Below are 23,778 nucleotides of genomic sequence, written 5' to 3' on the forward strand. Positions count from 1 at the left end.
TACCAGATTACAGGTTTCATCTTATCTGACAGACTCACCGACTGCAAGGTTTAACGAAGCTAAACCCGTTCGCTTTCGCTACGGCTTACTTACCGATTCAAAGAGCTTTGACTATTCCATTACTGGAGATAACCATCTTTTTCACTTCCGGCTGAACAGAAAATTAGCCGGGCTGGACTTTCACCAGTTAGAGGCACACCACTTCGTGACGCACCAGAGGTCACAGAGAGCACATATGCATCATATAAATCAATCATAAAGATTGAACAGTCTCAATTATTTTTGTAACGGGTGGATAATAATTAAATTTGACAGAATTATTTGCAATGTATAATTTTGTTGTGTATTGACATTGATATTATCCAGTATGCTTTAAGGAGTGAGTAATGAAAACTTTATTTGTACTGCTGATGGTGTTACCTGTGATATTGACGGCAACTGTTTGGACGGTAAACTGGGAAGGAACTGCAGATTTTACAAGCATTCAACCGGCTATCTACACAGCAGCGAGTTATGATACAATTTTAGTTTATCCCGGAGAATATTTTGAGAATCTGGTTGTAAGTTATAAAAGCCTTACTCTGCTTGGAACTCAGCTCAATTCCGGGAAGTATTTTCAAGCGGAACATGTGATCATTCACGGAGATCAATCTGCCAGTACGGTATATGTGGACAATAGTGAAGAATTCACTATAAATGGGTTTGTGATCATGAATAATTATCCGGATAATAGTCTTATATATAGTGAAGAATTCAATAATGTGCGTGGAGGCGGATTAGCTTTTCGCTATAATTGTGATGATGTTATGATCAAAAATTGTGTGATCAAGAACTGTCTTGCCTGGGTTGGTGGTGGGATATTTGCTGAAACGGAGAGAATATCATTCTCTAATGTAGAAATTTATAACAACCGGGCACTTCATTTTGGCGGTGGAATTTATACTCGAGCTATGAGTCCCCAGTCTGAAGTTGTCTTTGATCCTAGCCACAGGTGCAGCATTTATTGTAATACTTCCTCCTGGGTACAGGATTTGAATTTTAATCAATATACCGGCATAATAGATGTACCTTTGCTGCGTTTTAGCGTTCCTGCAATATACGCTCAAGAATATTATTGCCGGGCAACAAATGAGGATGAATGCAGTATCGAAATGCAAGTATATGAAAGTGCTTATGAACCTGTGGCACATGATCTTTGGGTAGGTGTTTATGGAGATGATGCTAATTCCGGCATCAACGTGACAGAAGCGCTAAAAACCCTTGCCTGGGCAAATCAATTGATTCGTTCTGATCCGCAGGAGTGCTATACTATTCATGTAACCGGAGGATTTTATTCTTTCAGTGAAAACGAGCAGAAATTTCCCTTTGAAGTGAAAGGTAATGTTCGTCTGCAAGGTGAAGGCATAGAACAGACTTATATAGATGGTGAAGGGATCGGCGGATTCCTGGCAGCCAGATATAAGGATAATATAAAAATAAGTGACTTCAATATTACTAATTGTTCAGCAAATAGTGCTTATTGTATTGCGTTATTTCCCATCAATAATCTGGAAGTTACCAATCTCTGGCTGCATAACAATGTGGCTCATTATGATAATTTAGCCGTTTCGGGTAGTGGCAATATCCTGCTGGAAAATCTTCTGATTGAGGAATCTTCCACCAGTACTGAGTGGAACCTCGCCCTCAGTGTTGGATCCACTGACCCCAGCACTGTGCTGAATAATATAATAGTAAATGACTTTAACCTGCTTGATAACGTGTGCTTTAGAACCGGTATCCAGCTTTCAGGGACTGATGGAGTAATGAGGAATTCAATTCTGAGCAATTGTTCAGCTCGGAGCGGCAGGTTTTTTAACTACAGGAACTGGGATCCTGCTGATAGTACACATACCCTTGAACTCAGCAATTTTCTGATGTACAACAATAACTGCGCCTACTCATCTTCCTATAGTAATATGGAGCTTGATAATGCCTATACTCCTGTAAAACTATATAATTGCACCTTTGCTAATAACTATAATGGATATAGTTCATTCGCAGATTGTAAGGGTAAGCTGGATGTTAGAAACTGTATTTTTTATCATCCGGAGAGCTGGTGTGATATCAGGTTCACAAATATTGATTATTATGGCGAACATTATGGCTCGGATATTACCAATACTCTCTTTGCTACTGGTATTCACGCTGCAGATTCCACCATAATCAATATAAGTGATGTGATCATAGGTGAAGCACCTCGTTTTATTGGAGATGAAGAACCGGGCTGGAATGCAGAATATCCTGGCTACTACCAACTCAGTGGGCTTTCACCGTGCATTGATGCTGGTTCACCGGACACACTGGGAATGAATCTGCCGCCATTAGATTTGGCAGGTAACCAGCGCATCTGGAATGGCATAATCGATTTAGGCTGTTATGAGTATGATGGTCCCCTTGTGGGCAATACTTCCGGGGAAATTACCCCTCCTGCAGGCATATACATTAGCAGCTATCCAAATCCGGTGCAGCTCAGTACCGGTCGCAGTTTTGTCTTTCTGGAATTCTCTTTACCGGAAATTCCTTCCAGCAATCCAGAGATCAATATTTATAATCTGAAGGGTCAAAGAGTACGTAAACTGGTTTTGGATAATAATCTCACTGGACTAGCTCAGAAAGCAGGACTGCAGGATGGCAAAGATCCTGGCAGTCAGTATTACAGTAAAGTATGGAACTGCCGCAATATGCAAGCCAAACTGGTAGCAGCAGGAATTTATCTTTATACCCTAAATGTGGATGGCAAATGCCTGGCAGCCAGCAAGCTGCTTATCCTTAATTAATGGAAAATTAGATTAAATGTAATGAGGTGATTAAAAAAATCTTTTCCTGGTGAAGACAAGGGTTATCCTGTGTTAATAATTACCTTTTTGTCTCTAATCTATGATAATCTGGTTCTAACTGAGAAATATAACTAATTAATCATATTTATAAAGGAATTTGTTGACGATAAATCAGATTTACTTAATTCTACTCAAAAGAGATAGAGGATAATATGGATGAAAACAAAGAGCTGTTAAAGCAGATAGAAATTGCTGAACTTCCAGAGAAACAGAATTTGCAATTGGAACTTGCTTTTCAAAAACGAACTTCAGATCCTCAGTTCAGCTTTGAACTGGCGATGTCTGTATATCAAGATGCAGTTAAATTTCAGCTGCCTGAGTTGGAATTGAAAGCTCTGCATGAAATCTGCAATATCAGTCATAATTATCAAACGGAGACTGGACTGCTTAAGTGGATTGATCTTCTTATCCAGCGCGGTTTAGAGTTGGAAAATAATCAGGCAGTGGGTAGGGCATATATCCATAAATACCGAATATCCCGAAAAGATGGTAAATATACTGAAGCAGCTCAATATTTAACTAAAGCACTTGAATTTCTTAATCCCGAGCAACATTCTCAGGATGTGTCTTCCTGCTACAACGGATTAGGCAATATATATCAAAAATTAAATAACCTGGACAAAGCCTATGAATATTACCAGAAGGCGTTACCGTTAGTGAAAGATTCTCGTCCAGATAATTATTTCATACTTCTTCAGAATATCGGGACAATCCATGTCTTGAAGAAAGATTATGCCAAAGCCTGGGATATTTTTCATGATCTCATGTTAAAAGTACCTGAGAAGGAGATAGTATTACGGACACTAATTCTTTTGAATTTAGGGAATATTTGCCATATAACTAATCAGTTAACCGAGGCAGTGATCTATATTCAGGAGGCATTAGAGCTTAAACTGGCAAATGGAATAGAGCAGGATATCATTCGCAATATTTGCGCTCTTGTTACTATTTACATTGAGCTTAATGAACCGGAAAAAGCACTTGAGTATCTGCAAAAAGCAAAAGAAATTGCTCCTCAGAAGGAAATTATAGAGCAAATTACCTTTTATGAAACCAGTATAAAATATTATAAACTAACTGATAATCTGCAGAATCTGGTTGTACATTACGAAAAGCTGCTGACTGCCAAAGCACAATTTAATGAAGTTGATAATCTTAAGCAAATTGATGAATTTGAAGCTCAGCACCAGATCAATCTCTATAAAGAAAAAAGCCTGATGCTGGAAGAAAGGAATACTCTTTTTGCTGAGCAAAATGAGAAGCTTCAGGCAACAATGGAGAAATTAATAACCAAAGATAAAGAACTGGAAATTGAGCTTAGAAGTGCCTTTAATACTATAAATAAAAAAGACGACTTGCTGGCTGCTCATCATAGACTGGCATCTATCGGTGAGATGATTGCCATTATCGCCCACCAGTGGAAGCAACCGCTTAATATCATTAATAGTATGGTATTCAGTATCAAAGATGCCTATCATTTCAATGAACTTACAGAAGATTTCATCAATGAAAAAGCCAAGATGATAGATGATCTTATCCAGTATCTGTCCCAGACCATGAACGATTTCAGGAATTTCTTTAAAGAACAGAATAATATTGACTTTATGGCATCTGACGCAATCAAAGGAACAGTATCATTGCTAAGCTATGCTCTTGATATAGAAAATGTGTCAGTTAAAACTGATCTGAAAAAAGATTTTGCTCTTCACGGCTCACAAAATGAACTTATCCAGGTATTTCTTAACCTGATCAATAATGCTCGTGATGCCTTCAAAGAAGAAAATATTCCCCAGCCTGTAATTAAAATATCTCTGGAGAAGAAACCAGAACATTACCTGGTCTCTTTTTATAATAATGGTGGACCAATACCGGAAGAATTGAGTGATAAGATATTTGAAGCTTATGTGAGTTCAAAAGGTGAAAAGGGTACTGGGCTTGGTTTGAACATCTGTCAAACTATTATAGAAGATCGCTTCAAAGGAAAAATATATTTTCAAAACACTCAGGAAGGAGTAACGTTTTATATTGAATTACCTCTTAAAAAAAAATGAGAATCCATGCAACACAGGCGAAGTAATTTAACATGAAAATCTATTTTTCTTGACTTCTTTTGGACATAATTTATTTTTATGGTTAATAATTTGGAGGTAATCAATGGAAAGGATTATTGCCGCCTGTGGACTTATATGTTCAGAGTGTCCAGCTTATCTGGCTCTTCTTAATGACGACGATGAATTACGCCTGAAAGCATCCCTGGAATGGAGTGAACAGTTCGGTGCAGAAATACCGCCAGAAGCTATTAATTGTTCCGGCTGTATGGAGGAAGGAATCAAAATCTCGCATTGTGAAGAATGCAAAACCCGACTATGTGCGATTATTAAACACATTAGTAATTGTGGAGAATGTGTTCTTTATCCTTGTGAGATGGTCGAGAAATTTCATCAGAATGTGCCTGAAGCCAAGAAAACTCTTGATAGTTTAGTCCAGAATCACGACTTATATTAATCCACTTACCCTTAAATAAAAGATTAATGAAAATTATTATTCTTTTGATATTACTATATGCTGTTTTTATGCTTTTTGCTGATGATGCTGTCCCCGATTCCACTTTTAACATTCAGGGTAGAGTGTCTTTTTCAAAAAATGTCACTGTCACAGTAACCTGCCTAACCCAAATAGAATTTGAGGAAGAATTACCGGCTAAGTATTTTTTTGTAAAGGAATTAACTAATCTCGATAGAGAACGAAGTTACGTTGACTATATTATAACTGATATCCCTGCCGGGGAATACTTGATTTTTGCCTTTCAGGATAAAAATGAGAATGATAAACTGGACAAGATACTTGTTGTTCCCAGAGAATCCTGGCATATCTATGGACTACCAAGGCCTACAACAGGAAAACCACAATTCAGTGAGTTATCTATTTATATTGATAAAAACATGTCTGATCTGGATATGCAATTGAAAAATGGATTTTAATATTTTTATAGTCTGAATTTATCCCATTCCGCGTAAACAGCTTTCACAGTCTCAGGATTAGCACCAGCCCCAAACTCCAGCTGAGCAATTATCCCACCCGTAGGAAGATATAATTTTTCTGCTATTGTGTGAACAGCATTGATCCCTGCCTGAGGATCATGATCGGGCAAAATATGCTGCCTATCTATCTCTCCCCAGAAAGTTATTTTGCCTTTTCCTATCTGAGCAACTTTATCCAGGTCCATGCAGAATAATTGGGAATTAAGCGCATCAACCCCGATCTCAATCAGATCAGGTAAAATATCCTGAATATAGCCATCTGAATGCATAAATACAAATTTCCCCTCAGCATGTGCCATATCACAATATTGCTTATAGATAGGCTTAAAGTAATAACGCCACATCTCCGGGTCGATCAGAAGCGAGTTCTGGGCACCCCAGTCATCCATAAATCCAATAGCATCTACTTCACTGTGAGCCCAGATTTCCAGCTCTTTCAGATAGAAATCATTTATTTTTTGCAGTAACTGCCGAAAACCAAGATCAGGGAAAAGAATATCAAGATATGAATTTTGCGAACCTCTAATAAACTGGTAACGCTCCCAGGGTCTGGGACATATATTGGCTTTTACGAACAAGTCAGTCTTTTCATAAAATCGGGCAATATGGTCATAAGCTTTCTGTAGCTGTTCACCTTCGGGTAATTGTTCATAAGGAGGTTTGATCATATTCCAGTCACTGATATCATTCAGAAGCGGTTTTCTCACTTCACCTATGATTCCATCGCGAATATTTTCAAATCCGCAGCCCCATTCGTCTATATATGTACCCTTTTTGTATGGATCACCCTTTGCCTGTTCTGAGGGAGGATAAAAGTAATCAGGAGAAGTGAAATCACTGGGGAATTTATTATTCAAATACTTAATCGTTTCTGGATAAAGATGAACCGCTATTGGTAAAAGCCAAAGGTCTCGAGGAAGCCGCCGGGGACTTTCAAATTTGAGAGCAGCTTCCACAATACTACGGGATGTATTCATCAGTTACTAAAAAATTCTCTACCTAATGTAAGTGAAAATTCTTCTTGTACCTCATCTACAGGACCCACACCACAATATCCAAGTTCCATATAATACCTGCTCGAAAGCTGATATTTTGTCGTGAAATCAAATTTCCATTTGTCATCCTGGCTCTGCGAGAGCATTATTTCAGTACCCCAGTCATTTCGCGAAATCAAAGCTCCTATTAAAAAACTCCAGTTTGTATATATGACTTTATCAAAGTAATTTTCGTTTTGAACTTTTACCACATTAAGTCGCATCCCCATCAATATTCCATATACCATATAGCTGCCATCAGATGATTCATTACCGAAAAAATTATGAGCATAAAGATCATAATTATTTACGTAATCTAAATCTTTATTATCACTTTTAAAGCTGATATTCATGGCAGCACCAAGTCCCAGTCTGGATGAGAGATTAAGTAAATCAAACCTTCCGTTGAATCTGTAAATACCATGTTTTGTACTGAATTCTTTTAACAGTGGACTGTAATCACTTATTCCAACTTTCATCCGGGATGCTCCAGCTGTTAAGGTATATCCTAAAATCATTATCAGGCACAATATGAGAATTTTTTTCATTCTTACCTCTGGATTTTTTTATTCCACAAAGCTGCCAGAACCGGCAGTTTGCTTATGATCTGTTCAAATGCTTTGAAATTAATTGTCTGCTGGCTGTCACACACTGTCTCGTCTGGCTGAAAGTGCGTTTCCAGGATGATACCATCTGCTCCCGCAGCTGCTGCTGCCCAGGATAATGACTTCACCAAATCCCGTCTCCCACCACTGTGCGATGGATCAATGATAACTGGATAGGGTGATAACTGCTGACAGATGCTAACGGCAGAGATATCAAGAGTATTTCTTGAATATTTGCTGTCATAAGTTCTGATCCCTCGTTCACAGAGGATGATCTGATCATTCCCAGCCGCTTTTATATGCTCAGCTGCCAGCAGCCACTCTTCATAAGTGCTGCACATACCGCGTTTCAAGATCACAGGTTTATTAATACTGCCAAGTTTCTTCAGCAGTCTGTAATTGTGCATGTTGCGAGTGCCCACCTGCAAGATGTCTATATATTCAGTCATCTTCTGGACATCTTCCACAGATACTACTTCAGAAACAGAGATCATATCCAGTTCATCAGCTACTTTTTTGATTATCTGCAAACCTTCCTCACCAAGTCCCTGAAAGGAATAAGGAGAAGTTCTCATTTTATAAGCGCCGCCCCGGAACATCCTCACACCCAGCTTTCTGATAAAACTGGCAACCCGATAAAGGTCTTCATAATTTTCAATTGTACAAGGTCCTGCAATTATGGTAAACCAGTCACCACCAATCTTTTGCCCTTTTACATCCAAAACTTTTCTATTATTTTCTATCATACTTTGTATCTCCCGGTGATTATTTCTTTCAGTACTCCATACTGCCATGTCCGGTCTGAGACAAAGAAATCTGAAGCATTAAAATGGGCAATGATTTCTCTCACAATTATTCCTCCAGCCATTAGCAATGCTTTACTTAGTGGATTAAAGGCGATCCTCTCTAATATCTTTTGCTCAGGGCAATCAGAAATCTCATCTAATAATTCGTTAAGATCATCTCTCATGATCTGATATTTATGAACTTTATGCTCATCATACACAGTCATATTCTGCAGCATCGCAGCCAGTGAGGTCACCGTTCCACCAATTCCTATCAATACCGCATCAGAAGGTATTTCGATATTGATCTTCTCAAGCTTATTTCTTATATAATTGATTTCTTTGAAGGCATTATCACCAAACCTGTTATGGAATCTCCGGATCCCCAGATCAATTGACTGGCACTCACTTACCTTACCTTCAATTATCAAAGTAAATTCAGTACTGCCACCCCCAATATCGAATAATAATAGATTTTCAGCGGTAAATTCATTAATATTGGCAATACCATTAAATCTGGCTTCTTCACTTCCCGAGATCAATCTTAGTGGAATAGAATATTCCTGATTTATCCAGTCCTCCAGTAAATATCTATTTTCTGCCTGCCGTAATGCACTGGTGCCTATCAGAACTGGTTTGGCATTATATTTATCTGCAATTGTCATATATTCCTTAAGGATGATCTTCACTCTGTCAATTCCATCTTGACTAAGATTACCGTCTCGCATCCCCTTTGCCAGGGCGGATATCCTATTCAATCTATCAATAACATGATCACTGCCGGTATCTACTTCTACCAGCAGTAATAGAACATTATTAGTTCCAATATCTATCAGACAATATCTGGCTGCCATTACCGATAAGAATAAATAAGCTTCAGGTTTTCTGCCTGCCAGCCCTTCTTCTCCTCTATCCAGCGTTTTTCAAATTCAAAGATCAGATCCCGGCTGGGCAGTGTATTCCAATCAATATCTGGAGGGAATTGAGAAGCATGCACAAATGCCGTTTCATAGGGTGATTCTTTTTTGCGGGAATCAGTGATCCAAAGATTACCATCCATCCTTCTCATGAAACGCAGAAAACCAAATTTTTTATCATTATGAAATGAATAGCAGATACCTCTTTCCAAAGAGCTTTCTGGTTCTGTCTGCAAATAAGGTAATAATCCCGGAACCAGATATCCGGAAGTGAACATATCAGTCTCATTCCTCAATGAGTGGGCTACGTTTTTAAAAGCAAGGGCTTCCACCCGGCAGCCTTTATTCTGCAAAGCTCTCACTACCTGCACAAAATCTCCATCCCCCGTTATCAAAAGTACACTATCAAGACGTTCAGATTGCAATAGTGCATCCACAGCCATATCAAGATCAGCATTTGCCTTGCCAAATCGATTGCCATGCTCATCAGTAAACCAGCGAACCGCTTTCACTATCACTTTATAACCAAAATCCCTCAATACTGAATGAAAACTATATGATTTTTGTCTGTATTCATAATTAGTTTTTGCCTGCTCAACATCAAAAGCCACATAGGCATTTAATCTGATCGCCTCACCATTATTCCTGCAGGCAAATAACCGCAATATGTCATATTGCATCCCATATCCACCATTCTGAGCAATATTTGACACATCTACATAAACTCCTACCCTCATCGTAGAACTCCGTTCCATCATAACTCCTTTTTTAATGATTTTAATTTAATAACTCTTTTAATTAACATTTCCATGATCACACCTTTATTCCCTTCAAAATCGTGTTTCCAGTCCAAAATGAACTATCCCCTCCAGGGGATTCTTGAAACCATGAACATCATTCGGCACAGCAAAATCAAGGATCAATTGACCCAGTGGCGTGTGAGTCCTCAATCCGCAACCTATGCTGTAAATAGTTTCATTCTCGTTTTCCTGACTCTCAATATTACCTATATCAGCATTTATTGATAATCTCGCTTCATCGCTCAATATATATCTTAATTCCAGGTTCATCCAGCCAACTCGATATCCTGAAAATTGCTTCTCCAGAAATCCCCTGATGCTATTTACTCCTCCCACCTCAAACTTGTCAAATTCTGTTAGTCCTTTATTTTCTATCAAGTTATAATTTATCTCCACACTCCCCAGCCACCGGCCCTTTATCGGGATAAGTTTCTGGTAATTTGTCTCTGCTGCCTGCCTGCCAGAATTCTCTTCATCTGTCCTGCTCCAGATATAATAATATTTAATTGCCCAGGTATAACCAGTCCTGGGATTCCTCGGATGATCGAGATTAGAATACTTCCAGAATACCCCTGCCTTGCTGAAAGCAGTTTCATCAATGATAACAGGACGCCTGGATCCCGCATAGATATCCTGCTTCTCCAAATAAATTCCAGCCTGATTAAAAAGATCAAACCAGTATAATTCAAGATCATAGCTAACTTCTATCCAGGTACTGTCCATCTCTTCGCGATATAATTTGATATCCGCTCCCAAAGGATAATCCCAACCACTTTCATGATAATTAAGCTCTATTGCCGAATGCTGCTCCTGCCTGTTCTCCCAATAGAATCCCACACTACGGTCTGTTCCCCAAAGATTCTCAAAATTCACGTCCATATATCCCGTAAATCTGCCCTCATTATCTTTTCCGTTATCATATCCCACCACACCTGAAAAAGCTGTCATATTGCCTTCAGTAACATCATAAAGCAGCGTGGAAGAATTCATCGGTAATATCCGGCAGGTCTTTATATAGGGTCGGGAAAGTATATTCTGTTCCGCCTGTTTAAGTTGATATAGTGAGGGAGTTTCCAGTCCATTAAGTCTGCTTAACTGCAATATTGTTTTTCTTCGGGTTACTTTATTACCTTGAACTATGCTTTTCTGGAATCTGCAATATTCCCCTTCATCAATGCTAATCCTGATCTCAACCTGATCCTCATGCAGCACGATCTCATCTACAACTGCCTGAGCAAAATAAAAACTCTGCTGATTATAATATGCTATCAGCTCAGTCATGTATTGAGGTAGATCCCGCAAAAAGATCAGAGGAGCCTTTATCTCATCAAGTAATTTATCGGTAGTAATATAATTATTACCTGTAAATGTCACTTTGAAAACCTGTAGATCACTTCCTTCCTCGATCCTTACTTTAATACTCACTTCAGCCTGAGATAATGGTATCACTTCCGGCTGTCCTATCTTAGCCAGATAATATCCCTTCTGCTCATATAAAGCTGCTATTCTTTTCATATCTTCCAGCAGGATCTGCTGATCATATTCCATACCCTGATATGAGATCATCACCGCTTCTAATTCTTCTCTGCTGCAGATATTATTACCCTCAAATTCTAAATCCACGATCTCCATGGCTGATAATGAGAGCATGATAATAAAAGCGATACCTAAAAAAATTATCTTCATCTAATCTATTTGAGAGCGGACTAATTGTAATAGCTCTGCCACAAGTGATTCTTCCGGCACCTTCTTCACTATCTCACCCTTGCAAAAAAGTATCCCTTCACCTTTTCCGCCTGCAAGCCCGAAATCTGCTTCTTTGGCCTCACCAGGTCCATTTACGATGCAGCCCATTACTGCCACCCGCAAATCCTTATCCCGGTATTCTGCCAGTCCTGCTTCCACTTCTTCAGCTATTTTCACCAGGTCGATCTCTGTTCTGCCACAGGTGGGACATGAGATCACCTCCAGTCCCTTGCGCAAGCCCAGTGCCTGCAATATCTGCCTTCCCACATTCACTTCATCCACCGGATCAGAGGTAAGGCTCACTCTTATCGTGTCACCTATCCCCTCTTCCAGCAAAATACCTATTCCCATGGCACTTTTGATAGTTCCACGCAGCATTGTCCCCGCTTCTGTTACTCCCAGATGCAGTGGATAATCCACTCTCTTAGAGAGTAATCGATAGCTTGCCAGCATCAAAGGAACACTTGATGCCTTCACAGAAATCTTCATCTCCTCATATCCAGCCTGCTCCAAAATATGCACATGCTTAAGTGCACTTTCCACCAGTCCCTCGGCAGTCACACCATATCGCTGATATATCTCCTTATCCATTGAACCTGTATTTACTCCTATCCGGATTGGAATTTTGCGTTCGCGCGCTGCTGCCACCACTTCCTGCACCTTCCTCTCGCTCCCGATATTTCCCGGATTAAGCCGCAGACCATCTACGCCCGCATTGATCGCTGCAAGTGCCAGTTTATGATCAAAATGTATATCAGCGATTATTGGTATGGAAATGGAAGAAATTATCTCTGGCAGCGCATCTGCCGCTTCCTGATGATTAACTGTTACCCTGATGATCTCACAGCCTGCTGCCTGCAATTCCCTGATTTGTCTCACTGTTGCCTGCACATCGGCTGTAGGCGTATTGGTCATGGATTGTATGGTGATAGGATAATCCCCCCCCACACCCACATCACCTAATCTTAGCGCTCGCGTCTTTCTGCGTAAAATGCTCATTTCTGCTTATCCTGATATATTTTCACCATGGTGCGGATGATAAAGGATTCATCATCTGCCATCTTAATAAATAATGCTTTGCTGTCTTCTCTGTCCAGCGAAAGTAGACTTCGTGCCGTCACCACTCTCTGCTTCTCATCATCAGCCTGGCAATATTCGCTTAATATCTCCACGCTCTCAAGGCAGTTGATATCCCCTAATGCTCCCAGCACGCTGTTCGTGTATTTATCTTCCTGCAAAAATGGCTTAAAATACTCAATATAAGTGGAATCCTTTAGCTCTCCTATCAAGCTGATGCAGTGCTTTGCCACCAGGCTGTCTTCATTTGAAAGCTGCTCTATCGCATAGGAAGTCAATTTATCGCTGTGTTTATTAAATTCACTGATCGCTCGATAGGCAAGTCCACTTTTTGTCCCAAGCTCATTTTCTGCTATATATACTGCTGCTTCATCTTCTCTGCTAAGTAGTATCTCACCCGCCCGTTTCACGGTCTGCTGATTACTGCCCACTCCCCAGCCTGCTGCCAATTGATAGATTTCTTCTATAGCTGCCAGACTATCCACTTCTGCTGCCTGCTCCTCAGCCATCTTCTTCACTTCTGCCTCTTCCACCACCAAAAGTGTATCAAGTCCTATCCCATAATATCCTCGGCTCCAGAAGCTGTCATTTGCGCACTCTTCCACGGGATAGGTGTCATTACCTCCAGTATCCAGAAATACTCCTATCCCTCCTGTTCCTCGTGCCACTCTGCTGTAACCGTAATTATTAACTTCTTTGCGCTGATAACTGTCATCTCCCGAACCATCCAGAAATATCGTCACAGAGTTCGTTAGCGCTACTCCATTACCACCTTCTACGGAATAATGGTCATTCCCGCTGCGGTCGATCAAAAAGCCCACTGCCCAGTCATGAGCAGCTCCCTGTCCGGGTCCATGCTTGCTGTAATAATGATCTTCTCCCCCGCCATCATATAATAATCCCGCTGCCAGATGGATTCCACTGCCTTGCGGATAATATACTGAATCATAATAATCATATCCCTGCTTGTCATAAATTATTCCTAAAGCATACCAGTAGGCTACTGCCTGAGAATATACTCCTCCCGTATAATTATCATTGCCGTCTTCATCATAGATCATCCCGATCCCACCAGCCAGATCAGGACGCATCCCAAAGCCGAATCCCTGAGATAGTGACCGGTAGTCCAACGGTGCCAGAGGTACATGCAGATATTTCCCTCCCGCATAATAATTATCAAAACCGGCATAATCTATTATCGCACCGAATCCAAGTGTACTGCCAAAACCTTCTCCATATTGCGTTACACGATAGCTATCCCTGCCCTCTTCATCGATAAGTAGCGAGATTCCAAAAGTTGCAGCTCCCCCACTGTGAAGTCCAAATTTATAAGTATCATCTCCCGTTATATCCCATAACTCAGCATATCCGCAAATAGCAGATACTGAATAATCCGCCCCGCTATAAACATCGTCCCCATCCAAATCACTCAAAATCCCTATACCACCTTTGGCACTCACAAGTCCTGCTATCTCCTCATTATGATAATAATCATCACCACTAATATCCAGACTCCAGAAATAGGGCTGCTTTGCCCAGTCTGTTTCCAGCCTGCCCAGATAAGTATCATCTCCACCTGCATCATAAATAAAACAATAATTACCCTCAACCAGATCAGAGCTGCTGCTGCCTATCCGCATCAAGCCATATTTTGACTTATATTCCCGCGCTTCAAGCTCATCTCCTGTCCAATTCTGCAAATAATGCTGCATCACTTCAAATCCGGCTCTATTAATGATTACTGATTTGAATAATGCACCCATATCTAATCGTTCTATCATTGCTATCAGACTGTCAGAATCTACGCTCATTGTATCAACTATCCCATATTTTTCATAATAAGCATTATATTCCAGTGAATCTTCAGGTTCGCTCCACAAACTTGTGCTCAGATATTGCCAAAGCTCCATATCCTCTGATTCACATCCTGCAAATGCCTGCTGCCGCCAGACTTCGCTCTCATCCCAAACCTTTTCCACATAACCAAATAAACCATTCACTCCATTCACATTGACCAGATAATAATATTCATATTCCTTCCTGCTGGATTTATATAATTCGGCATAATCATCCTCTACAAATTCATCCTCCCAGGCAAGTACGGGCATTATATTACATAAAAGGTCTTTCCTTTCTCTTGTGGTCATCTTCTCTGCCAGCTTATCTACAAATACCGGATATTCTAAAGGATTATTCAACACTTTCAGCATCTGAGGGATTTTGAACTTTGTACCACTCGACCAGTCCTTGAGGAAATTCAAGGAATTAAGCTCCAGACCACTGCGTTTCAAAGCACTCTCCAGCACCATCCTGTCCTGATCTGTAAATATCTCAGCTCCTAAATAGATTACGGTAATAATAATTAAAAATAAAAAAACTCTCTTTTTCATAATTTTGCTTCCCATTTTTCATATTTTATAATTTGTTCTTTGTCCATTCGTTTACTGCTGCCGGCAAAAGTCTTTAAAAACTTACTATATAAACCCTTTTTATCCTTAGGATAACCAAAAGGACTCAGACCTACCACGCGAATATTATCAGGAATACTCAGATATTTCCGCACCTGATTCTCATTAAAAGCTGCCAGCCAGCAACTGCCTATCCCCATCCCCCAAGCAGCCAGCATCATCTGCTGAAATGAGATCGCTGTATCCACCAGGTAATAATCCTGACCATTCATTTTTACAGACTTTTTGGGATCAGCACAGGCAATTATCACCACTGGGGCTTTGGCAATGAAAAAATTAACCGTTCCCACAAGACCAATATGTCTGGAAAATCGCTTAATATTGTCCTTGTCTTTCAACACTATATAGCGCCAGCATTGCTTATTCTGAGCAGAAGGAGCCTGCCGCCCTGCTTCCAGAATTGTATCCAGTTCCTCATCAGTTAATGCCTCTTCAGAAAAATCCCGCACACTATGCCTACTGAGTATCAAATCAGATAATTCCATACATACTCCTTTGCAGGCAATATATCCCACCTTGCAAACATAAGTCAAACTAATTATCTGCTGCTATACCAACTATAATAACATCATTGGCAAAAACTTGCTGATTGAATTTTAACTTGACACCCTACAGCCAGATACTAATTAATTTTAACAGAGATTTTCATTGAGTGAATTTAATTGACAGAGGGGTTATTATGAATTTGAAGAATATCACGCTATATGCTCTTTTGGGATACAGTTATTTTTTTATTATGCGCGCTATCGGCACAATATTTCCTGCCATAAATTACAGTGAAACCTGGATGATTGTTGAACTATCATTGAATTTTATCTCAAATCTGGGAATCACCCTATTCTTTCTCATATTATTAAAAGAATATATCCATGATGATGAATTTTCTCTGATGAATAGTACTGTAGCAGCCTTTCTGGGTTCTCTGTCTATCCTGCTGATCAATGCCTTAAATGGCTTTTCCAGTCTTCTGTCAATTCCCATGGACCATTCAATATCTGGCAGATATATAGTGACTATGGTAACCTGGGTATATGGTTTTATAATTGTAATATTCTTCATGAACTTTGCTTATTACTTGTGCAAAAATAAAACATTAAAACTCTGCAAACCGGTTCTCTGGGGTTTGGGAGGAACAATAATCTCTTTCATTCTACGCTCCATCAATATGCTGAATAATTATTATTATACCACAAATGCGGTAATATTCCTTGATCTTCGCAGACACTATCTGATTTTGCCGAGTATAATTTTGATTCTTTTCAGCTATTTAAGTTTGATCTATTTTATAATCAGATTCTATAAGAGCCTTAGTAAAAAAAAATAAAGTGAAATTAATAATATGGCAAATGTAATTAAAATTGGAATTATTATCTGTGATAGATATCGCAGATGTGCTGGTGGAAAATGTCTGAGAGCTCTTAAAAACAGAGAAGGTGCCTTTTGCATTTATGAAACTGCTCCGGAACTTGTTGGCTACACTACATGTGATGGCTGCCCTGGCGGAAATATTGAATATGCCGTTGGTGAAATGATCGCTAATGGTGCAGAGGTTATCCATCTGGCAACGGGAATGATAGTCGGCTACCCACCCTGCCCATATATCACAACTTTCAAAGACTTTCTGGAAAAACGCTTCGAAATCAAAGTAGTATATGGCACCCACCCCATACCACAAAAATACCTCAATATGCACTCTCAGCTTGATTGCTGGAACACACCCGAATGGCAAAATATCATCAAACACACCCTGACGGATGAAACCACAAGGAAAAGTTACGACTAATAAGATTATCCATTAAGTCCATAAATCTTAGCTTGAGTAAGCAATGCAGTTTTCAACGAGATGATATACTATTGATTGATAAAATACTTTAGTGAAAGTGACAATAAAATTAGAATTATAAAAATAGAGTATTTTTTTTATTGACGACATTTCATCTATATTACTTATATTGCTTATATCTAATCTTAATTTATGGAGGAAGAATGAAAGCTATTATTGTATTTATTACATTATTACTGACATTAGTCTTATCTGGTTCATACTATAACGATTTGGAACCTGAAGTTATTGATGCCAGATCTGAAGCATTAGGCAGGACATCAATACTATCTTCTCAGGGAGCAAATTTTATATTCAACAATCCTGCAATGTTAAGTGACCTTGAGCATAAAGAAGCATGCTTGAATACGAGAATTAAATTTGGTAAAATTAAAATAGATGAAATAGATTACGATGGTTATTCTGATACTTATGATATTAATAAAAATATCCATTTAAAATTTCATGGAATTTCTTATGGTATGCCATATAAACTGCACAATTCCCAAAACTATAAAATCGGTCTTGGAATTGGCTATCGGGCTTATTATGATTATGGAAGCAATTATCGTATTGAAGAAAGTGATTTAAAAATAAATAATCATGGCGGATTGAATACACTGGTTTTTGGGGCAGGGTGTAAATACCTGGATAAACTTTCTGGAGGAATATCACTAAGTGTTCCATTTTTAAGTTCTGGCAGTTCAGAAATCATAGAAGATGGACATACCGGTTATGAAGGAGATGCTACTACTTCAGCTACATTCGTAACGTTTAGTGGTAATTATATATTCAATGAAAAATATACTGTAGGTTTAAGAATACGAAGTAATTTTACCCTTGAATCAGAATCTGATTATGGTCATGAAAGTATAGAAGTACCAGCAGAATTTGGTTTAGCTCTTAAAATCCAACCAGATGAAGATCATACCATATTTGCAGAATATATTACCAGGAGATATGGGGAATATTCCTTGGGAGATAGATTTGAGAATTCAGGTGGGGGGTTTTCTTTAAGAGCAGGTTTAGAAACTTGTGTGAAAAATAAAGTTGTAAGAGGAGGCTTTTTTGTTCAAAGTATTCCTGAATATGAGTTGACTTATGATTTTGAAGGTAATAGAATTTATGATAAAACTCCTGCAACTGAGCTAGGTATTACCTTAGGCACAGAATTTAAGTTAAAAAAAGACTTATCTTTAGATTTGTTTGGAATGTTTTCGGGTTTTGCAAATTCGATGGAAGAGTATGATTATTGGGATGAAATAGTATCCGGTAAAAAAACATTTTCATATTATGATTTTAAAATAGGAAGTTCCCTAAGATACTCATTCTAAGAGAATTTATTTTTCATTAATTTTATCTGGTATTGCCAGTTAACTAAGGCAATACCAGATTTTCGTATACGATGAAACCAAGTAAACTTTTACTTGAAATTAGTATTTTACTCCAAACAAGATTGAAAATACAGAATTTTTAGCTATAGAGCCGTCTCCTTTATAAATATTAGTTAGCCCATAAGAATTCCGAATTTCGAAGATGTATTTATCTTTGAATTCAAGAATTGCACCTGGAATCATACTAAATTCAAAAACATTGATCTCATCCATTTCCCAATGATGATCATCTTCATAGTAAGGATCATAATGATTTGAAGAGCTTATATTAATCCCGAAGCAAGGACCTGCCAAAGCATAAAGTGCAATGTTATCTTGAGAGAATAATTTGAGTTTCCCTAATACAGGTATTTCTATATAGTTGAAATTCTCACGATACTTCACTTCTCCTAAAAAAGTTTGATCTTCGTCATAAGAAACGTATTCTCTATTCCAGCCTTTCATAGAAAACAGTAACTCTGGTTGAAAGGACAATTTTTCAGAATATTGAATTTCATAGAAGAATCCACCGCTAAATCCAATATTGCTTTTTGCATCTGGCCATCCATCAGATTTTATTATTGAAAAATTTGTTCCTCCCTTAAAACCAAAATGTTTTTCCATTTCAGTATAATTTCTTCCAGAACTTCCAAGGCTTTCAGCATAGGTTAAACTGATTAATAGTAACATGGTAAAAACAATTAGTAGTTTTTTCATTGAAATCTCCTTTTCCTTTTTTAGATACTTTGAATATATTCATTTACTTACTTTCTAAAATTTTGACAGAAACATCAATATAAAAATATCCTTCAATTAAATACTTGTCTAAGATAGTAATTGTTGATTGAATCTGTCAAGAAAATTTTCGAGACTATATATTGAATTAAAGGGAGACTGTTAAATCTATTAATTGTTTTATCTCTGAAATGGATTTACAATAATAACCTCAGATTGGCACGAAGTGACTACCAGGGATTGATACCAAAAACCACCACCCTCCCCTAAACACCGGTGCAAAATGTGTTTCTTTATAACTCGTTGTATTTATCCAAACTCAGAAAAATTATACTATTGTTTAATAACAATTTATTAGATGCTTATAATATTTATTCTTAAAACCTTTAATATATAACACTTATGAGATAGCTTACAATACAGGTAATTTCCGAGTATATATCCTAAGCAAATTTACTTGACATGAAGTGATTGGTCATAATGTTAACAATTCCGGGCAGCAAAAGATGCTGTTTCGGCTAAGAATGAGAGTAATTATTACCGGGTAAATATAGGCATTAAAGTAAATGCTGGAGGCTGTGATATGTGTTTAAGAAGCCAGACAGGCAAATGTATAGATACCTGACTATAACTATAAAATCGTCAAATATTGGAGTAGATTTTGCATTTAATTTATAATCCCGTATTTCTGGAACATGATACAGGAATGTATCCCGAAAATAAGAAAAGGTTAAGCACTTTAGCTGATCTGCCGGAACAGGAAATTATTAATGGTGAAAAATATCTGCAACTTGTTCACACTCCTGAATACGTCGAGTATATCAGGCAAGCCTGCTTGAAAGGTGGATATCTTGATATAGACACAATAGTATCTCCTGAGAGTTTTAATGCAGCCACACATGCTGTGGGAGCGGCTATTATGGCGTCGCATAGTAATGGCTTTGCCCTCACTCGCCCTCCAGGGCACCATGCTCATCCTGACCGTTCCAGCGGATTTTGTCTTTTTAATAATATTGCCATAGCTGCTCAGAATCTGGTGAATGAAGGTAAAAAAGTATTAATATTTGATTTTGATGGTCACTTTGGTGATGGTACTTGTGATTTCTTTTATAACTCAAATAAAGTGATGTTCTGGTCAATTCACCAGTTTCCCTTTTTTCCAGGTGGTGGTGATGCTGATGAAATTGGTGAAGGTGAAGGCAAAGGCTACACTATCAATGTTCCTCTGCCGGCCAATAGCGGTGATGAGATATTTATGGATGCCATAGAAACCTTCCTTCCCATTGCAAAAGAATTTGATCCTGATGTGGTTGCACTTTCGGCAGGATTTGATTCACATCAGTTTGATATGCTCACAGATCTGCGTATAAGCGCAAATACCTATCACAATATAGGTAAGATCATGTCTGCCAATTTTGATAATATCTTTGCCTCTTTGGAGGGCGGATATAATATTAAAGTCTTCTCAGATTGCCTTTTTAACTTCATTGACGGTATCAATAACCGTCCATTGCGCTATAAAGAACCTGAAACTGACTCCATGATCCAGGTATATTACGAATATGAAGGAAGAAAAAGCCTGGTTATTCAATCCCTGAGAAAATACTGGAAATCAATTTAAAAAAATAGATAAGGAGATGAGATGATTACGAAAAAGTTAAGTAAACTATTTAACCCGAAAGTGATTGCTATCATTGGAGCCTCTTCCAGGGAAGGAACTGTAGGTAATTCATTGATGAAGAACATCATTGGATCAGGTTATGATGGGATTGTGTATCCCATTAATCCCAAACGCACTAATATTTTAGGCGTGAAAACCTATAAAACTCTTTCTGAAATACCAGATCAGGTAGATCTGGCAGTGATCGCTGTGGGAGCAAAATACGTACCGGATATTGTAGAAGATTGCGGTATAAACGGCATTTCAGGTATTGTGCTTATCTCTGCCGGTTTCACTGAAATTCCCGGAGAAGAAGGAAAAATGCTTTTAGCTCAGATTGCTGAAACTATTAAGAAATATAATATGCGCATGATAGGTCCTAACTGTCTGGGTTTCATTAAGCCTTCTATCAAACTGAATGCCACTTTTGCCAATCGAATGGCTCTCCCAGGCAAAATTGCTTTCATTTCTCAAAGTGGTGCCTTGTGTACTGCTATTCTCGATTGGTCAGTAAAGCAAAATGTGGGATTCAGTCATTTTGTTTCCATTGGTACGGCTATGGATGTCAGCTTTCATGATCTTATAGATTATTTTGGCAGTGATCCTCAGACAACCAGTATCGTGATCTATATGGAATCTCTCACTGATGCCCGCAGTTTCCTTAGCGCAGCCCGTGCTTTTGCCAGAAATAAACCTATTATTGTGCTGAAAGCCGGAAAAAGCTCGGAAGGTGCTGCCGCCGCCATGTCTCACACTGGTAGCCTGGCTGGAAATGATTTCGTATTTGATGCTGCTTTCAAACGCGCCGGAGTGGTCAGAGTAGATACTATTGATGAATTATTCCATATCGCCCAGTCACTTTCTATGCAGGACAAACCAACTGGAAAAAGAATTGCTATTGTCACAAATGCTGGTGGTCCTGGCGTTATTGCCACAGATACCTTGATCGCAAAAGGCGGAAATCTCGCTAAGCTCAGTGATGAAACTATGGCTGAACTTAATGAGAAGCTTTCTCCTAACTGGAGTAAAAGCAATCCTGTAGATGTTATTGGAGATGCTCGCCCCGTAGATTATCAGGTGGCAGTAGATGCCTGCCTGAGAGATAGAAATGTAGATGGTGTTCTGGTGATCCTTACTCCCCAATCCATGACTGATCCTTCTGAAACTGCCCGTATGGTTGCCACAATCGGTCAGAAATATAAGAAAACACTTCTTGCCTCCTGGATGGGCGCAGATGATGTCAGTGAAGGTAGAGAAATTCTGGAAAGCAATAATATCCCCTGCTATGACATTCCAGAGGATGCTATTAAATGTTTTATGTATATGAGTGATTACACCCGTAATCTGAAAACACTCTATGAAACACCCGCTGGTATTCCCAGTAAGTTCTCTCCACAAGTAGATAAAAGCCGCAAACTTATCAGTGATGTGCTGGCAGATAATCGAACTGTTATGACCGAGTATGAAGCAAAGAAGCTTCTGGATAACTATCAGATTTCAGTTGTTAAAAATGGACTGGCTACCACAGAAGAAGAAGCTGTGAAGATTTCTGATGAAATAGGTTATCCTCTGGTTATGAAAATAGCCTCGCCTGACATTCTGCACAAAACTGATGTAGGTGGAGTTATCCTTAATATTATGAATAAGGCAGAAGCAAAAGTTTCTTATCATAAGATAATGGATTCTGTGAATATCAAAATGCCTGATGCCGATATCCGTGGGATCTTTGTTGAGCAGATGTCCAAAAGAAAGTATGAGTTGATCATAGGCTGCAAAAATGACCCCATCTTTGGTCCAACAATTGTCTTCGGTATGGGTGGCGTTGCTGTGGAGATTTTCAAAGATACTACGGTTGGATTGCCACCGCTCAATATGGCTCTTGCCATGCGCCTGATAGAAGATACCAAGATCTATAAACTGATCAAGGGCTATCGCGGAATGCCTGGTGCGGATATCCCTGCTATCCAGTTCCTGCTTTATAAGTTCTCCTATCTCTTGATGGATTTCCCACAGATCAAAGAAATTGATATTAACCCCTATGGTGTGGATGAACGCGGGGGAATTGTACTGGATGCCAAAGTGATCCTGGACGACTCTGTAGAAGTTGACCCTAATAATCCTTATAAGCATCTGGTGATCTCTCCTTATCCTTCTCACTACATCAAAGATATCAAACTCGACACGGGATTAGCAGTTACTCTCAGACCTATCAGGCCTGAAGACGAATTTCTGGAAAAAGAAATGTTCTCTAATTTCTCTGAAAGAACCCAGAGATTCCGGTTCTTCCAATTGATCAAGGACATCTCCCATGAACAACTGATCAGATATACTCAGATTGATTATGATCGCGAAATTGCTATAATCGCCGAAGTTTCAGATGAAGGTCGCCATAAAATGGCTGGCGTTGCCAGACTTATCGCTGATCAATATAATGAAACAGCGGAATATGCTATCGTCATCGCTGACCCATGGCATAGTCAGGGACTTGGTAACAAAATTACTGACTATATACTCAAAATCGCCAAAGATCACGGAATTAAAACCGTTTATGCCAGTATCCTGGCTGTTAACCACATCATGCTGCACATGTTCAAAACCCGTGGTTTCAAATTGACAAAAGTTGAAGATGGTTATTACGCCCAAATCGAAACTGATAAGATCATCCTCAAAGAAGAAGTGTAAACTGTAACTTAATTCCGTAAAATTATATAAAAAGAAGGTCAATCCATCAGGATTGACCTTTCTTTTTCACTTTATAACCTTCATACAAAGACTGTTCAATGCAGTTATTGATAAATAAAAAGGAAATTCTAAATAGGGCTCATATAGTGCCCATATT

Annotated in this window: 19 protein-coding genes; 9 read left to right on the plus strand and 10 right to left on the minus strand. The window is 38.8% G+C overall.

Going from position 1 to position 23,778, the window contains the following annotated elements; translation table 11 throughout:
- Positions 1 to 386 precede the first annotated feature (386 nt).
- The 4 genes from RAO94_06805 to RAO94_06820 all read left to right on the plus strand — a co-directional run bounded on the left by RAO94_06805 (position 387) and on the right by RAO94_06820 (position 5,857).
- Complete coding sequence (locus RAO94_06805; GenBank protein MDP8322041.1) at positions 387 to 2,816, plus strand: right-handed parallel beta-helix repeat-containing protein; 2,430 nt, start codon at positions 387 to 389, stop codon at positions 2,814 to 2,816.
- A 212-nt stretch (positions 2,817 to 3,028) separates the two neighbouring features.
- The gene (locus RAO94_06810; GenBank protein MDP8322042.1) at positions 3,029 to 4,927 is read left to right on the plus strand and encodes a tetratricopeptide repeat protein; all 1,899 of its coding nucleotides are present in this window, start codon (positions 3,029 to 3,031) and stop codon (positions 4,925 to 4,927) included.
- 103 nt (positions 4,928 to 5,030) lie between these two features.
- Entirely contained in the window at positions 5,031 to 5,381 is a 351-nt protein-coding gene (locus tag RAO94_06815) for a DUF3795 domain-containing protein (GenBank protein MDP8322043.1), read from the plus strand.
- Positions 5,382 to 5,407: 26 nt separating this feature from the next.
- Complete coding sequence (locus tag RAO94_06820; protein ID MDP8322044.1) at positions 5,408 to 5,857, plus strand: DUF2141 domain-containing protein; 450 nt, start codon at positions 5,408 to 5,410, stop codon at positions 5,855 to 5,857.
- A 5-nt stretch (positions 5,858 to 5,862) separates the two neighbouring features.
- Here the strand turns inward: RAO94_06820 and RAO94_06825 are convergent, their stop codons facing one another.
- The 9 genes from RAO94_06825 to RAO94_06865 all read right to left on the minus strand — a co-directional run bounded on the left by RAO94_06825 (position 5,863) and on the right by RAO94_06865 (position 15,834).
- Positions 5,863 to 6,894: a uroporphyrinogen decarboxylase family protein gene (locus RAO94_06825; GenBank protein MDP8322045.1), complete on the minus strand. Its 1,032-nt coding sequence runs from the start codon at positions 6,892 to 6,894 to the stop codon at positions 5,863 to 5,865.
- Positions 6,894 to 7,499 carry a hypothetical protein gene (locus RAO94_06830; protein ID MDP8322046.1) on the minus strand — a complete coding sequence of 202 codons (606 nt, stop codon included), beginning with the start codon at positions 7,497 to 7,499 and terminating at the stop codon, positions 6,894 to 6,896. The genes RAO94_06825 and RAO94_06830 overlap by 1 nt, the downstream gene beginning before the upstream one ends.
- 2 nt (positions 7,500 to 7,501) lie before the next feature.
- The gene (gene aroF, locus RAO94_06835; GenBank protein ID MDP8322047.1) at positions 7,502 to 8,302 is read right to left on the minus strand and encodes a 3-deoxy-7-phosphoheptulonate synthase; all 801 of its coding nucleotides are present in this window, start codon (positions 8,300 to 8,302) and stop codon (positions 7,502 to 7,504) included.
- The gene (locus RAO94_06840; GenBank protein MDP8322048.1) at positions 8,299 to 9,195 is read right to left on the minus strand and encodes a hypothetical protein; all 897 of its coding nucleotides are present in this window, start codon (positions 9,193 to 9,195) and stop codon (positions 8,299 to 8,301) included. The genes aroF and RAO94_06840 overlap by 4 nt, the downstream gene beginning before the upstream one ends.
- On the minus strand, positions 9,195 to 9,995 hold the full coding sequence (locus tag RAO94_06845; protein MDP8322049.1) for an NYN domain-containing protein: 801 nt from the start codon (positions 9,993 to 9,995) through the stop codon (positions 9,195 to 9,197). Before RAO94_06845 ends, RAO94_06840 begins: the two co-directional genes overlap by 1 nt.
- A 93-nt stretch (positions 9,996 to 10,088) precedes the next feature.
- The gene (locus tag RAO94_06850; GenBank protein MDP8322050.1) at positions 10,089 to 11,744 is read right to left on the minus strand and encodes a POTRA domain-containing protein; all 1,656 of its coding nucleotides are present in this window, start codon (positions 11,742 to 11,744) and stop codon (positions 10,089 to 10,091) included.
- Positions 11,745 to 12,803: a flavodoxin-dependent (E)-4-hydroxy-3-methylbut-2-enyl-diphosphate synthase gene (ispG, locus tag RAO94_06855; GenBank protein ID MDP8322051.1), complete on the minus strand. Its 1,059-nt coding sequence runs from the start codon at positions 12,801 to 12,803 to the stop codon at positions 11,745 to 11,747. It lies immediately after the preceding gene.
- Positions 12,800 to 15,271, minus strand: coding sequence for a hypothetical protein (locus RAO94_06860; protein ID MDP8322052.1), 2,472 nt, complete (start codon positions 15,269 to 15,271; stop codon positions 12,800 to 12,802). Before RAO94_06860 ends, ispG begins: the two co-directional genes overlap by 4 nt.
- Positions 15,268 to 15,834: a nitroreductase family protein gene (locus RAO94_06865; protein ID MDP8322053.1), complete on the minus strand. Its 567-nt coding sequence runs from the start codon at positions 15,832 to 15,834 to the stop codon at positions 15,268 to 15,270. The genes RAO94_06860 and RAO94_06865 overlap by 4 nt, the downstream gene beginning before the upstream one ends.
- A 194-nt stretch (positions 15,835 to 16,028) precedes the next feature.
- On the opposite strand from RAO94_06865, the gene RAO94_06870 reads away from it, so the two are divergent.
- The 3 genes from RAO94_06870 to RAO94_06880 all read left to right on the plus strand — a co-directional run bounded on the left by RAO94_06870 (position 16,029) and on the right by RAO94_06880 (position 18,505).
- On the plus strand, positions 16,029 to 16,673 hold the full coding sequence (locus tag RAO94_06870; protein MDP8322054.1) for a hypothetical protein: 645 nt from the start codon (positions 16,029 to 16,031) through the stop codon (positions 16,671 to 16,673).
- A gap of 15 nt (positions 16,674 to 16,688) precedes the next feature.
- Entirely contained in the window at positions 16,689 to 17,132 is a 444-nt protein-coding gene (locus RAO94_06875) for a CGGC domain-containing protein (protein MDP8322055.1), read from the plus strand.
- Positions 17,133 to 17,335: 203 nt separating this feature from the next.
- Positions 17,336 to 18,505 carry a hypothetical protein gene (locus RAO94_06880; protein ID MDP8322056.1) on the plus strand — a complete coding sequence of 390 codons (1,170 nt, stop codon included), beginning with the start codon at positions 17,336 to 17,338 and terminating at the stop codon, positions 18,503 to 18,505.
- Between the two features lie 99 nt (positions 18,506 to 18,604).
- Here the strand turns inward: RAO94_06880 and RAO94_06885 are convergent, their stop codons facing one another.
- Positions 18,605 to 19,261, minus strand: a complete 657-nt coding sequence (locus RAO94_06885) for a porin family protein (protein MDP8322057.1) — start codon at positions 19,259 to 19,261, stop codon at positions 18,605 to 18,607.
- A gap of 679 nt (positions 19,262 to 19,940) precedes the next feature.
- Here RAO94_06885 and RAO94_06890 point away from each other — a divergent pair.
- Both RAO94_06890 and RAO94_06895 read left to right on the plus strand, forming a co-directional pair.
- The gene (locus tag RAO94_06890) at positions 19,941 to 20,900 is read left to right on the plus strand and encodes a histone deacetylase (protein ID MDP8322058.1); all 960 of its coding nucleotides are present in this window, start codon (positions 19,941 to 19,943) and stop codon (positions 20,898 to 20,900) included.
- Positions 20,901 to 20,921: 21 nt separating this feature from the next.
- Positions 20,922 to 23,621 carry a GNAT family N-acetyltransferase gene (locus RAO94_06895; GenBank protein ID MDP8322059.1) on the plus strand — a complete coding sequence of 900 codons (2,700 nt, stop codon included), beginning with the start codon at positions 20,922 to 20,924 and terminating at the stop codon, positions 23,619 to 23,621.
- The last annotated feature ends 157 nt before the right edge of the window (positions 23,622 to 23,778 follow it).

It is taken from the genome of Candidatus Stygibacter australis (genome assembly GCA_030765845.1).
Classification (GTDB): domain Bacteria; phylum Cloacimonadota; class Cloacimonadia; order Cloacimonadales; family TCS61; genus Stygibacter; species Stygibacter australis.

What these genes read in the sequence shown, in the direction of transcription:
- RAO94_06805 (MDP8322041.1), top strand. Translation starts at nt 387, where the DNA reads ATGAAAACTTTATTTGTACTGCTGATGGTGTTACCTGTGATATTGACG.
- RAO94_06810 (MDP8322042.1), top strand. Translation starts at nt 3,029, where the DNA reads ATGGATGAAAACAAAGAGCTGTTAAAGCAGATAGAAATTGCTGAACTT.
- RAO94_06815 (MDP8322043.1), top strand. Translation starts at nt 5,031, where the DNA reads ATGGAAAGGATTATTGCCGCCTGTGGACTTATATGTTCAGAGTGTCCA.
- RAO94_06820 (MDP8322044.1), top strand. Translation starts at nt 5,408, where the DNA reads ATGAAAATTATTATTCTTTTGATATTACTATATGCTGTTTTTATGCTT.
- RAO94_06825 (MDP8322045.1), bottom strand. Translation starts at nt 6,894, where the DNA reads ATGAATACATCCCGTAGTATTGTGGAAGCTGCTCTCAAATTTGAAAGT.
- RAO94_06830 (MDP8322046.1), bottom strand. Translation starts at nt 7,499, where the DNA reads ATGAAAAAAATTCTCATATTGTGCCTGATAATGATTTTAGGATATACC.
- aroF (MDP8322047.1), bottom strand. Translation starts at nt 8,302, where the DNA reads ATGATAGAAAATAATAGAAAAGTTTTGGATGTAAAAGGGCAAAAGATT.
- RAO94_06840 (MDP8322048.1), bottom strand. Translation starts at nt 9,195, where the DNA reads ATGGCAGCCAGATATTGTCTGATAGATATTGGAACTAATAATGTTCTA.
- RAO94_06845 (MDP8322049.1), bottom strand. Translation starts at nt 9,995, where the DNA reads ATGAGGGTAGGAGTTTATGTAGATGTGTCAAATATTGCTCAGAATGGT.
- RAO94_06850 (MDP8322050.1), bottom strand. Translation starts at nt 11,744, where the DNA reads ATGAAGATAATTTTTTTAGGTATCGCTTTTATTATCATGCTCTCATTA.
- ispG (MDP8322051.1), bottom strand. Translation starts at nt 12,803, where the DNA reads ATGAGCATTTTACGCAGAAAGACGCGAGCGCTAAGATTAGGTGATGTG.
- RAO94_06860 (MDP8322052.1), bottom strand. Translation starts at nt 15,271, where the DNA reads ATGAAAAAGAGAGTTTTTTTATTTTTAATTATTATTACCGTAATCTAT.
- RAO94_06865 (MDP8322053.1), bottom strand. Translation starts at nt 15,834, where the DNA reads ATGGAATTATCTGATTTGATACTCAGTAGGCATAGTGTGCGGGATTTT.
- RAO94_06870 (MDP8322054.1), top strand. Translation starts at nt 16,029, where the DNA reads ATGAATTTGAAGAATATCACGCTATATGCTCTTTTGGGATACAGTTAT.
- RAO94_06875 (MDP8322055.1), top strand. Translation starts at nt 16,689, where the DNA reads ATGGCAAATGTAATTAAAATTGGAATTATTATCTGTGATAGATATCGC.
- RAO94_06880 (MDP8322056.1), top strand. Translation starts at nt 17,336, where the DNA reads ATGAAAGCTATTATTGTATTTATTACATTATTACTGACATTAGTCTTA.
- RAO94_06885 (MDP8322057.1), bottom strand. Translation starts at nt 19,261, where the DNA reads ATGAAAAAACTACTAATTGTTTTTACCATGTTACTATTAATCAGTTTA.
- RAO94_06895 (MDP8322059.1), top strand. Translation starts at nt 20,922, where the DNA reads ATGATTACGAAAAAGTTAAGTAAACTATTTAACCCGAAAGTGATTGCT.